Origin of the sequence: Candidatus Mycoplasma haematominutum 'Birmingham 1', from assembly GCF_000319365.1 — a bacterium.
GTDB lineage: Bacteria > Bacillota_I > Bacilli_A > Mycoplasmatales > Mycoplasmoidaceae > Eperythrozoon_A > Eperythrozoon_A haematominutum.
In genome coordinates this window covers 240,975-253,156 of record NC_021007.1, presented here as the reverse complement: position 1 = coordinate 253,156, position 12,182 = coordinate 240,975, and the positions used below count along the sequence as shown (strand labels likewise).

The window sequence follows — 12,182 nt, the reverse complement described above, 5'->3', positions numbered from 1 at the left end:
GATGTCTAAGGTAATTAAGGGATTAGGAATAGGAGAGGGAATTGCAGTAGGAAAGGCATTCATATTTAAGAAAACGGAATTTGAATTCGAGAAAGACTCAAAATCTGATCCAGAGAATGAGTGATACTTCTTCCAGAGTGTAGAAGAGAGGGCCATTAAACAGTTAGACAATTTAATCGAATTGACCTCTAAAAATATCTCAGAGGAGAAGGCTGACATTTTTAGGGCGCACCAGGAAATACTGAGAGATCAAGAAATAAGGGAAGAAGTGCAAAAACTACTTAAAAATGAGAGTTGTTCTCTGCCATATGCAATCTCCACCATATACGACAAGTACTCTAAGGTGTTTGAGACAATGAAAGACAGTTACTTTAAGGAGAGAGCAGCAGATATCAGGGATTTAAAGGATAGATTACTTACGATAGCTTTAAATGTTGAGAGGGGAGATTTAAGTACTATAAGTTCTGAATGCATATTAATAGCTAATGATTTATCTCCAAGTGAAACTTCTCTACTAAATAAAAAATGAATTAAGGGTTTTGTGACTGAAATGGGAGGAGTAACTAGTCACTCTGCAATAATGGCTAAGACTATGGGTTTTCCTGCAGTCGTTTCCGCAAGAGAAGCTGTCTCTCTAGTTAAAAATGATGAGTTGATAGCATTAGATACTCAAACAGGGTTAGTATATTATGGACTTAAAGATAATGAAGCCTTACTTAGAGAGTTACAGCAGAGAGAAAAGCAATTTGAGGAGACTAAATTAGTGTGAGAAAGTTATAAAACTAAAAAATGTTGCACCTTAGATGGGAGAAAGTTACAGATAATGGGAAATATAGGTCAACCTTCAGACATCTCTAGAGTGAAGGAATTTGGGGGAGAAGGAGTGGGACTATTTAGAACAGAATTTCTATATATGAAGAGTCCGGATTGGCCTTCTGAGGAAAAACAATTCGAAGCCTATAAAAAGACTGTTTCTGAATTAGGAGAAGATGAAACAATTACTATTCGGACCCTAGATATAGGAGGGGATAAATCTCTAGACTACTATACTTTTCCCAGGGAGATGAATCCCTTCTTAGGCTATAGAGCTGTTCGAATGAGCCTAAAGGAAAGGGAAAACTTTATTACTCAGTTGAGGGCTATTTTGAGGGCTGCAAAGGATGGGAAATTAAAGATTATGTTTCCAATGATTACTACATTTGAGGAATTTGTAGAAGCTAAGAAAGTAGTTGCTGAGGTGAGAGAGAAGTTAATTTTAGAGGGTCATAAGATTGCAGAGAATATCCCCTTAGGACTTATGATTGAAGTGCCAGGAGCTGCTTTGATCGCTGATAAACTCGCAAAAGAGGCTGATTTTTTTTCTATAGGATCTAATGACTTGATTCAGTATACACATGCTGTAGATAGGATGTCTGAACAGGTAAATCATCTCTATCAACCTAATTCTCCTGCAGTGCTAAGACTTATAAAGATGGTAGTGCAGGCCGCGAAAACTGCAAATATAGAAATTAGTGTTTGTGGTGAAATGGCAAGTACTGCAATTTCCTCTCTCTTACTAATGGGTATGGGTGTAACTAAACTTTCAATGTCAGCGTCTTCTATACCTATAGTTAAAAGGGTACTAAATAATGTGAGTTATAGAGAAGCTGAAGAATTAGTTGAAAAAGTATTAAATCTATCTACTGAAGTTGAAGTCATTGAAGCTGCTAGGAAATGTCTAGAGCGAAATAATATTCTCTTTTAGTTAACTAGAAAGTGTCCCTCCTTAGGGGGGCTCATCTAGCTGCCTATTTGATAGGTGCGCCGGGAGGTGCTGGAACGGCGGCTCACTTACTCTCTCAAAAGTATCTCAGTTTAATGAATTTTGAGGGCAATTTCTTCTTAGTTAAGGCTGTCACTGAACTATACGATGATGGTATTCCGAAAATTCCGGAGTCAATAAAAAATGCGGTAGAAAAAATAGTTCAACAATTGCAGCAGCAGCAGCAGCAGCAGCAGCAGCAGCAGCAGCAGCAGCAAGCTGCTGAACAAAAGAAGGAAGTTTTCACAAACAAGGGATATTGATGTAGATATTTTGACTACTCAAGGGGGGCGGCGCATGTAATAATGGAGTATGACAAAAATTGTCAGCTATACAACATTTTTGAGGTCAAGGGAACCGCTTCGGCTTCAGAACCTAAAAAAGTTAGTGCAGAAAACAGAACTGACTCAGCCTCAAACTCTACTGGAAAGGTATATGATATTTCCAAGATAAATGAGAAGGAAAAAACTATAGACAATCTCAAGCTTTCTAAAAATCAAGATTTTCAGAAAGGAGCTTTCTATCTACTTCAACTAGATAAAAGTAAATTCTCCAGGTTAAATACACTTTCACATATTGAATTGACTGAGGTAGGCACTGAAAGGTTAGCAGAGCAAACCTATCAGACTAAGATTGCGACCCTAAAGATAAAAGCTCCTCTTAAGGGAGATATAAAAGACTTAAGCCTAAATTTTGCAGACAGTAAACTTCCGTCTTCTATTTTGTTGCTCAAGAAGGTCAAAAAGGAACAACAGGCCGCGCAACAGGCTTCCAGTAGCGGAGGAGATACGGGAGGGGACTCTTCAGGAAAGTCAAAGACTCACTTTTTAAAACAGGCTTCCAGTAGCGGTGCTGGTACTTCAAGTAATGATAAATTACAGGTCTTAGGCATGTGAGAGTTTCCTCCTCAGGCAAGAGATAAAGCGGATCCTAGTCGACTAGATCCTAGGTACCTAGATAAAGTACAGTGAGATGATCTAAAAAATGGAGAAAAAAAACCCGGAACAGGAATACTAGGCTTTTTACTAGGACTTCTACCTAAAGAGTATGACAATTACTTTGTAGCTAAAACCTTAAGTGATTTCTGAAAGTACAAGGTAGGAGATAAGTTAAAGTTGGTGGAATCTCAGGAAGGTGGCAGTGCAGGTGAGCAGGTGGCAGTGCAGGTGAGCAATAGCAATGCTTCTTCCTCAAGTACTACCGAAACTGAATTAGCGGAATTCGAGGTAGTCTCTGGTTTACTCCTACACCTATCCTCTCCAATTCAGTGCATACCTCATTCAACTTCCTGGTTAGGAGAACTTATGAACTGACAATTTAAAAAGAATTTTTCACTAACAGGGAATAAATCAGTGTACAGTGAACGTAAAAACCCTACATACTGTAAACCCCAGGAGGGAATTCCTCCATATACAATGATCTTCCTTGGAAAAAATATTTCAGATATGAAAGTTTCTGAAGTCTCAAAGAGGTAGAGAAAGATGAGTCTTTTCTTTAAGTTAGTTGCCTTAAGTGCTTTAGGAGGTACTATAGGAGGTTCTGTAATATTACAACATATGGAAACGCCCCCCCCCGAAGACTCAAGTGGAGGAAAAAAATCAGACTCCTAAACCTTCTAGAGATCTAAGGGAGATGCCAAAAGTTAACTTGCGTTAACCCTATCTAGCAAGTTCTACCCCTCCCCCTACTGGGGGAGGTTAAGCTACAGCGACTTAGTTAATTTTTTTCTAAGTTTTCAGCTTTTTCATTAGCGGAAATAGCATCTTTCCAAAAGTCTGCTACACTTACCTCCTCGATAATCAATATTGAATTAGGAATTTTACTAGTCTGTTTAGAAGCGAAATAGTCTGAAATCAATTTAGTAATCTCCTGTTGTAGTTTCGCTGAATTAAGTTGCAATTTCGGATTTTCCAGTATAGACTCCAACTTCTGCACTATCAGTCTATTTAATTCCCTGAGTATTTCTCCTGAGAGGGAGAAGGGGAGTGACCCTATTGTTGAAATCGGGGAAAGATCTAGTATGACTCTCTCTTTAGGATCTAAGGTTAGGGAAAGCGCGACTAGCCCGTTTTGAGCCATCTGGGTGCGTTCAGCTAGTATTTCCTTCCCCCCTTCAGTCAACTTGTTTTCTAGTATGTAACAGGGACTGGAAAGAAAAATATCTTCTTCCGGTGTTGTTTTAGTTACATTACCGTTTAAAAGTGAAAGTTTAGCTCCATTTTTTAAGATGAAAATATTTTGATTAGGCACTATATTAAGTTCTGCGACATTTCGTTTGAGGTCGTGAAGCATTTTCCTCTCTCCATGTATAGGTGCTAGAAACCTAGGGGAGATAAGGGAAATAAATAGCTGTTGCTCTAATTTGGTAGCGTGACCAGAAGCATGTATCCTGCACTCAGGAGAATTTAGATAGATGTTACAACCTGATTTATAGAGTCTATTTACTAATTCATTGACTGCCTGTTTATTTCCTGGGATTGCATTCGAAGAAAAGATAATATCATCTGTCGGCTTCAACTGAATAGTAGTATGTGCATTTCTAGAGATTAAACTGAGGGCTGAAGCCTCCTCTCCTTGCGAACCGGTACAGATCACAAGGATTTCGCTGTCATCATAATTTTCCATTTCCTGGGGAGAGATGAAAACCTCTTTTAATTCATTGGCATTTAGCAATCCCACTGTTTGCGAGCACTTTAAGCTACTATCTATAGATCTCCCGAACACCACTATTTTCCTACCCTTAGAGTGAGCTAATTTCACAATTTCCTCTATTCTACCAAGATTAGATGCAAAAAAAGTAATGATAATTCTACCCCTTGAAGAGGAGATAATATTTTTTAACTCTTGAATAATAGTGGCTTCGCTTTCATTGAATCCCGGTGTTGCTGCAGCAGTAGACTCACAGAGCAGTAGATCTACCTGACGACCTCCAATATTTATTAATTTTTGAAAGGCCTTGCTATTTATCTTGTTTTTTAGGTCAAATCTAAAGTCTCCACTAAACACTACAGCACCATTAGGGGTAGAAACAAAGAGACCATAAGAGTCTGGAATAGAGTGATTAACTTCAAAGAATTCTACTGCAAAATTCCTAGTAACTATCAGAGAATCTGCATCATACACCTCTAATTTAGAGTTAAGTTCAACTTTATTTTCCTCTAACTTTTTCTTAATTAACTCTAGAGCCAGTGCAGGTGCGTAAATAGCCGGCACTTCTAATCTAGCTAGTAAGTGGGGCACTCCTCCGATGTGATCTTCATGTCCGTGGCTGATGAATAGTGCTGAAATTTTCTCCTTATTTGCAGTCAGATATTCCAAATTCGGCACTTCTCCTGTAATTCCTGGTTGAGTAAGTTTATTCCCGAATTTGATTCCGAAATCCATAATTATAAGCTCATCTGGAGTCTCAATGCAGTAACAGTTTTTTCCTATTTCCTCTATACCTCCGAGAGAATAAACATGAGTAGGTACAGTTTTTCTAGTTTTTCTAGCCTCAAAAAGATGCTGTTCTATTGTGTGAACAATCATGTTCTTAGGGCATTAAATATGTAGAGTCTACACTAAGGGACTGGGGGAGACCCCCTGTCCCCTTAAGTTTCCTAAAGGGAATTATTAGAGTAAAGGTTAAGTAGAGAGCTACTGATTACTCCGCTTTTAGCTTTTTCCCTCAATTTTTTAAGTGCTTTTTCCTCTACTTTCTTTATATGTTCTGTTACTAATTTAATACTAGAGGCAGATGCGCCAGGCTTCCCCTTCCTTCTGGCAGTAGGCTTTGGAGCGCCATCTAGCTCATCGTCAGCTTCCCCCGTACTAGGTCTAAGTAACTGTTTAATACGCTTATCCTGTAGCTTAGAGTAGAATGACCTATCTTTCAAAAACAACTGAGCTAATTGATCTATGGAATAAGAAGAATTATTGCCTAATCCAAAGAGAAGGGAGAGAATTAGCAATTCATCAGCATTTAAAGTCTTTTTTAACACTTTCTGAAGACCCTCTCCAACAAAATTTTTAGAAGCTAGCAATTCAGGGTTTGAATTCTCACCATCTTCTCGCACAAAATCAGAGAAATTTGAATTCTCGTTGTTTGAAATAGGCTTATCCAAGGAGACTAAGTCTACATTTATCTTTTTGATTTCGCTAATTTTTTGAGGTGTGAATTGCGTACCGTATTTCTGCATTTCCGAGGATAATTCTTCCAGAGAGGGAGTATTCCCATTTTTAAGTATTAGGTCCTTTTCAGCCTTAGTTAGTTTATTAATTATTTCCATCATATGCACTGGGATTCTGATAATTTTAGACTGATCTGCTATAGAACGGGTGATAGCCTGTCTAATTCATCAAGTTGCATATGTTGAAAATTTATTCCCGAACTTGTAGTCAAACTTAGTAATAGCTTTTCGGAGCCCAAATACTCCCTCCTGAATTAAATCTCCTAAATTGAAACCGCAATTTAAATATTTCTTTGCGACTGAAATAACCAATCTTAGATTAGAAGTCATTAGTTGTTTTTCAGCAAATCCCTTTCTCTCGGGAGTATCCATTAACTGGGCAATCTGTTTCTCTTCATCTGCTGTCAACATCTTGGAGAAGCATAAAGTGGAGAGAAAAGACTTAGAGGAGTCACTCATCTTATCCTTTGTACTGGATGAGTGATAAAACTTGAAGGAAGCAATATTCTCATCTTGATATTCTAGGTGCGCATCCTCTTCCTCCTCATCAAGTTCTGTTATTTTTATATTGTTTTCAGCTAATTTAAAGGCTAGGGCAGCTCAAAAATCTTCAAATAAAATTTCATGATCCTCTAGATACATAAATAATTCTCTCTCAGTTAACTTATTTTTTCCCTTTTTAGGTTTTGTAGCCTGATTAAATAGTGTAGGTCATACAGTAGTGAGCAGGCTTTTAGCATTTTTATACTTAGCTTTTTTAGAGCCTGATTCTAGTACAAAAGCCCTTTCATAATTATTAGCTTCTGCTTTCTCCAATGCTTGAAATGCCAACAGCTCTTCATTAACTGTTTGGAGTCTCTCTAGATTGGATTTATAGAGTTGAGACTCCAATATCTTCTGGGTTTTACTAGACTTAGTTTCTTTAACTCCAGGAGAAGCTTTCTTAGCTGTAGACTTAGATAACTTTTTTTCCGGTGCTTTTGACTGCTTATCGCTTTCCCTCACTTTAGCATCTACCTTCAGGGTTTTAGGTACTGCTTTCTTTGTAGCCATATTAAACTAGCTTAAGCTACAAAAACTTGATCTTAATAAACACGCTTAACTCTTCTTAGGTGCACCTAAATATAAACTTTCTACTCCTGTAATTTTCTTAGAAAACTCTAGAAGTGCTAAATTTATTCTTCGTTCATTTTCCTCGCAATCTCGCTGAAGTCTAATGCAAAGTCTATCTAACTTACTGTGAAGTCTACTTAATTCATAGGAATACTCTTCATATCTACTACAGTACTCCTCTTTTTTATCTCATAAAAGCTGCTGAGCTTGCTTAAGTTTTTTTAACTCTAGATATACTTTTTCCTTCTCTTCTTCCAATTTTCTACGCTTCTCTAGATTTTCCTCCACTTTTTTATTAAGTTCAGTAATTGACTTATTATCTCACTCCTTCTCTAATTTCTCCTCTTCCTCAAGTTCTAGAGAATCTCTTAGCTTGTAGTATTTATGTATTTCCCTATTATTAAATTCCTTTTGCTTTCATAATTGTTCTATTTTTAATCCAATTTCCCCCTGCTTTCGCCTCTTTAAATCTTCTTCCCTTCAGAGTTCTTCCAATTCCATAAGCTGATCCTCCATATTAGAAAAACTTTCATCTAGGTTAATCTCACTCTCTCCTATTGCTTCCTTAACTATATCTATATATTCCCAGAGCAACTCTCCTGTAAGTTCTTCATTTTCTGAACCTAATCCCTGTTCAAAAAATATTTCCCTTCAGAGCATATTTCTCAGGCTGTGCTTTCCATAGTCCTGTAGTGTATCAAGAGAAAGCAATTCTATAAGTTTTTTAAGTAATAGATCTATCTGTCTCTTCTGAGAAATAGATAGACTAACTTCCTGGGTTTTTTTCAATTTTCTGGAGATAATATCTAGGGGGTAATGTAGAGTCTAGACAGAAAACTGTCTAAATTTTTATTTTAATCTAATAGCGACTGTTCGAACTTAATCTTTTAAGATTAAAGTTTCAATTATGGGGCTATAGCTCAACAGGCAGAGCACACCTCTTATAAGGGTGCGGTTATGAGTTCGAACCTCATTAGTCCCACCATTTTAAATTTTAGATTCTGCTAGTCTTTTTTGAAGCTATGAGAGCTAATAATTATCGGAGGGGGTCCAGCGGGCGCTACAGCAGCAATTTACTGTGCAAGAGCCTGCATTAATGTACTTATCTTAGAAAAAGGATTAATAGGAGGTAAATTAAACAAAACCCTCTTTATAGATAACTATCCAGGTTATCTAGATAGAAATGGATTCAAACTTTCAGAAAACATAGAGTCCCAGCTTCAGGACTTAAAGGTAACAACATTAATAGAAGAAGTAGTAAGTATTGAAGCTGCTGGAAAACACTGAACTGTCAAAACTAAAAACAATCACTATAACACCCTTGCTGTACTTATCACTACGGGAATGAGGGAGAAAAAATTAGAGATTGAGAATGAAGTTGAATACTATAGTAAGGGAGTATCATATTGTGCAATCTGTGAGGGCAATTTATATACAGGACAGGAGGTAATAGTGGTTGGAGGAGGTAATAGTGCACTAGAAGAATCTCTCTACCTAACTTCTATAGCCTCTAAATTGAAGTTAGTACATAGAAGGAGAGAATTTAGGGGGGATGAAATCTTAGTTAGAGCACTTCAAGCTAGAGAAAATTTAGATATCTATACCCCCTTTAAACCGGTGAAAATTCTAGTAGAAGCAGATAAAGTGGTAGGACTAGAAGTAGAAAATACAGAAACTGGAGAAAGGAAGAAATTATCTAGTGCAGCGGTGTTTATATTTATAGGATTACTTCCCGAAATAGATTTTCTCTCCAATCTACCACTTAAACGAGATGAACGAGGTTTCATCTATGTAGATTCAGAAATGCAGACAAATTTGCCTGGAATTTTCGCTGCTGGAGATGTAATTCACAAGGATTTAAGACAGATCGTTACAGCAATGAATGACGGCGCTATTGCAGCTATCTCTATAAAAAACTATCTAAAAACCCTCAGGGGAAGTTAGGTTGCAACTTGTACATGTACTTCTCATCGAATTAGGCTCCCAATATACTGAAGTTCTATCCAGGAGGCTTCGGGAATTATACTGTAAGGTCACTAAACTCTCCCTAGAAAAGGGTCCTCCAGCCCCCCCCAGGCGATAGATATCTTTTCAAAAATTTTCAGGTAGTTGCCCTTAGCGGTGCACCTCTCCTGATCGATGAATCGCTTGACACGCCTTCAGTTCGCTGACTTAAAGCACAATTGATTGAAAACAGTGCAAAGCCTGTACTTGCTGTTGGGAGATCGGCTCTTCTCATACATCGTCTTTTTGGAGGACGGATAGAAGAGGGTAATCCTCTCCTCGGGGGAGGAGAGGTTCACAAATTCAGGGACCACCTTCTGCTACAAAATATTCCCAACAGATTTAGTGTCTGAGGCTCTACTACTGCATGCATCTCTAAATGAGGCAATGGATTTTTTCCAATCTCCACTAGAGATTCAAAATGTATGATTGCGGGTCATGTATCTAGACCTATTTGTACATTTTCATTTCACCCTGAACTATATGAAAGCGAATTCGGTACTCAATTATTTAGAAACTACTTTAGCTATGTTGCGAACCTTGAGCTCTTTAATTCTAGGGATATTGACTTTACAAAGCGAACTGAACTTCTATATAGGTCACTTGAAAAAAAGTATAGAGATGAACTGAAAGATTCTAGGATAGTTGTGGCTCTCTCTGGAGGCATCGATTCTAGTGTACTAATTCATCTGCTAAGGGAATTAATACCTGAAGATGATATCTATCCAGTATTCATTTCTACCTCTTTATTCCCCAGGGAAAAAGAATTAAAAATTATCAGATACTTTAAAGATAGATTCACTAACTTTCAGGAAATAGAGTGAGGAGAAGAGATATTTGAGAAACTTCGGGGAGTGACCTCAGCAGATGAAAAGAGGAAAATTATCTCACTGGAATTTCAGCACAGCTTCTCCAAAGTACTACAAAATTGAAGCACTGAGGGACTTACACACTTTGCTGAAGCTTCTGTATATTCAAGCTACAACTCTAGGGGAGATAAAGCTCGAACTGAGTATTCAATGTTAGATAAGGCAAGTGCAGCAAACCTGAAGATAATTCAACCTTTTTCCACCCTTTTTAAGGACCAGCTCAAACTCTTAGGCTCTTGCTTTAATATTCCTCCATTTTTGCTATCTTCCCAGCCCTATCCTCCTCCAGGTCTAGCTATTAGAATTGCTGGAGAAGTAACAAGGGAAAAGGTATCATTGCTCTCCAAAATTTCACTGTTTTTAGAAACTGAATTTAAGCATCGAAGGTTAGAGCGCTACAGCAGTCAGTATTTTCCAGTGCTACTAGATTCTAAGACAATCTCTAACAGGGGAGGCAAAAGTGCTGTAGGTGCAGTAATACTCTTACGGGCAGTTGAAGCTGTAGATTTTATGAATGCAAAAGTCAGTCAACTCCCCCTAAATGAGTTAGTACTTATCTCCAGTAAGCTGATTGAAACTTTTCCTGAAATCAGTAGAGTGTTGTACGATTTGACTACTAAACCTGCGGGAAATATAGAGTGAGAATAACTTAAGCTATTCTCAACCTTTCTTCAGGATTTACAAAATTTTGCTTGTAAGGTCTAGGTCTAGTGTAGTATAGGAGCAAATTCGGTACGCCCATTTGGCCCACAAACATCAACATCATCAAAAGTATGCCTCCTACTCATTTCTTGTGAGATTCCCCGGAGGCTAGCCCGGAGGTATAGCCCAGGGAGAGCCCGGAGGTACCGAAAGCCGAAGCGGCTTCAAAAAGGGCAGCATGTTTCTCGCTTCCCCCTCCTGAAGACTGTCCGTTATTTAGATTAGGCATAAATAGAGAAACTACTGTTATCAGTACAGCAGAAACAAAGAATACTATATATGCATTCTCTATTGTCTCATTAGAGATAGTTCTAGAAAAAACTGAGAGTGACCTGCGGCCTCGTATAGTGATCCACACTTTTCCAAGAATTAAGAACAGGGTGATACTTCTAATACCCCCAGCAGTAGAGGCGGGGGAAGCTCCTATAAACATTAATACAAGTAAAGCTCACTGAATTTTTTCATCCAAACTCTTAAGATCAACTCCAGCAAAACCCGCAGATCTACTAGAAAATACTAAATACACCAATTGTCATCCCTTCTCTCAGTAGTTAAGGTTACAAGGCTTGAGAGAGGGAAAATTATTAGTCAAATAGGCTGCGAATAAAATAAGTCCACTTGCTAGCACAGTAATAGAGAAATATGTAGTAAGGGAGATTTTGGAAAACAATGAGAGACTAGCTCAGGCTGACTTAGTTTTACGTCTATTTACAATCCATCCTTTAACCTCATAGAGTACTGGATATCCAATTCCCCCTACTACAGAAGCGAGCACAAATACCACTGTTAGTATTACGCCCCATCCAGAGGAGTAGGAAGAGACAGAGTTATTCTTAGAGATAATGTCTAGTCCTGCATTATTTACTGCTGAGATAGCATGAAACACTCCCCGATGCAGCGATTTTCAGAAATCAGACTTAGAGCTTGTAGCTTCACAAGAGACAGCTGGAGTAACAATATAGAAGAAATAAGTTAAAAAGACAGAAAGTAAAATTTCGAGCGCAAATAGAGTCTTAAGTGCTGATTTCACAACATCATATGAAATTCCCTCACTCACTCCTCCCCTCTCAGAGAAGAGATTCATTTTCTCCTCAATAGTATGTTTCCTAGCCTTAAAGAAGAGATGCTTCAGAAAGGTTCAGATAGTAACTACTCCCATTCCTCCTATTTGGATGAGAATTAAGACCACTATCTGACCTACAGTATCTAGGGAGTCTAGCGGTGCTTTTATAGAAAGGCCTGTGGTAGTAAATGAGCTTACAGCAGTAAAGAAGTTTGCAAAATGATCACTAGATCCTCCATCGCTAGCTCTTGCAAAAGGTAAACTCAATGCTCCAAATCCCAATAAAATAACAGCTGCATACAGCCTAGCTAATTTCTGATATACTGTTCTACCAAAAATTAGATTCCCTAATCTCTGGTATCTAACCTCTCTCCCCCTGCGAGGACCAGGGAAAGGAGCTTGCACTCCCATTCCCCTCCTCCTCTAGAAGTAGACCTCTATCCTTCTATATAAGTAGAACT

General features: G+C 38.1%; 9 protein-coding genes and 1 tRNA gene. 6 read left to right on the top strand and 4 right to left on the bottom strand.

Annotated elements, in window-relative coordinates; translation table 4 throughout:
- The first annotated feature begins 1 nt into the window (after position 1).
- From ptsP to MHM_RS03075, 3 genes are read left to right on the top strand one after another with little or no spacing between them, the layout of a single operon-like run.
- Positions 2–1,744, top strand: a complete 1,743-nt coding sequence (ptsP, locus tag MHM_RS01340) for a phosphoenolpyruvate--protein phosphotransferase (protein ID WP_015511639.1) — start codon at positions 2–4, stop codon at positions 1,742–1,744.
- Between the two features lie 11 nt (positions 1,745–1,755).
- Positions 1,756–3,276, top strand: a complete 1,521-nt coding sequence (locus MHM_RS01335; RefSeq protein ID WP_015511638.1) for a hypothetical protein — start codon at positions 1,756–1,758, stop codon at positions 3,274–3,276.
- 6 nt (positions 3,277–3,282) lie between these two features.
- Positions 3,283–3,411, top strand: coding sequence for a hypothetical protein (locus MHM_RS03075; RefSeq protein WP_015511637.1), 129 nt, complete (start codon positions 3,283–3,285; stop codon positions 3,409–3,411).
- Between the two features lie 106 nt (positions 3,412–3,517).
- On the opposite strand, the gene MHM_RS01330 is transcribed toward MHM_RS03075, so the two are convergent.
- The 3 genes from MHM_RS01330 to MHM_RS01320 all read right to left on the bottom strand — a co-directional run bounded on the left by MHM_RS01330 (position 3,518) and on the right by MHM_RS01320 (position 7,872).
- Entirely contained in the window at positions 3,518–5,329 is a 1,812-nt protein-coding gene (locus MHM_RS01330; protein ID WP_015511636.1) for a ribonuclease J, read from the bottom strand.
- Positions 5,330–5,400: 71 nt separating this feature from the next.
- On the bottom strand, positions 5,401–7,023 hold the full coding sequence (locus MHM_RS01325) for a sigma-70 family RNA polymerase sigma factor (protein ID WP_015511635.1): 1,623 nt from the start codon (positions 7,021–7,023) through the stop codon (positions 5,401–5,403).
- A 45-nt stretch (positions 7,024–7,068) separates the two neighbouring features.
- On the bottom strand, positions 7,069–7,872 hold the full coding sequence (locus MHM_RS01320; protein ID WP_043902101.1) for a hypothetical protein: 804 nt from the start codon (positions 7,870–7,872) through the stop codon (positions 7,069–7,071).
- 120 nt (positions 7,873–7,992) lie between these two features.
- Here MHM_RS01320 and MHM_RS01315 point away from each other — a divergent pair.
- The 3 genes from MHM_RS01315 to MHM_RS01305 all read left to right on the top strand — a co-directional run bounded on the left by MHM_RS01315 (position 7,993) and on the right by MHM_RS01305 (position 10,604).
- Positions 7,993–8,068: transfer RNA gene (locus tag MHM_RS01315), tRNA-Ile, on the top strand.
- Positions 8,069–8,097: 29 nt separating this feature from the next.
- On the top strand, positions 8,098–9,027 hold the full coding sequence (locus MHM_RS01310; protein WP_015511633.1) for an NAD(P)/FAD-dependent oxidoreductase: 930 nt from the start codon (positions 8,098–8,100) through the stop codon (positions 9,025–9,027).
- A gap of 239 nt (positions 9,028–9,266) precedes the next feature.
- A complete protein-coding gene (locus MHM_RS01305) occupies positions 9,267–10,604 on the top strand; it encodes a GMP synthase (glutamine-hydrolyzing) (RefSeq protein WP_015511631.1) in 1,338 nt (445 codons plus the stop codon).
- A 1-nt stretch (position 10,605) separates the two neighbouring features.
- Here MHM_RS01305 and MHM_RS01300 read toward each other — a convergent pair whose 3' ends face one another.
- Positions 10,606–12,132 carry a TrkH family potassium uptake protein gene (locus MHM_RS01300; protein ID WP_015511630.1) on the bottom strand — a complete coding sequence of 509 codons (1,527 nt, stop codon included), beginning with the start codon at positions 12,130–12,132 and terminating at the stop codon, positions 10,606–10,608.
- Positions 12,133–12,182: the final 50 nt, after the last annotated feature.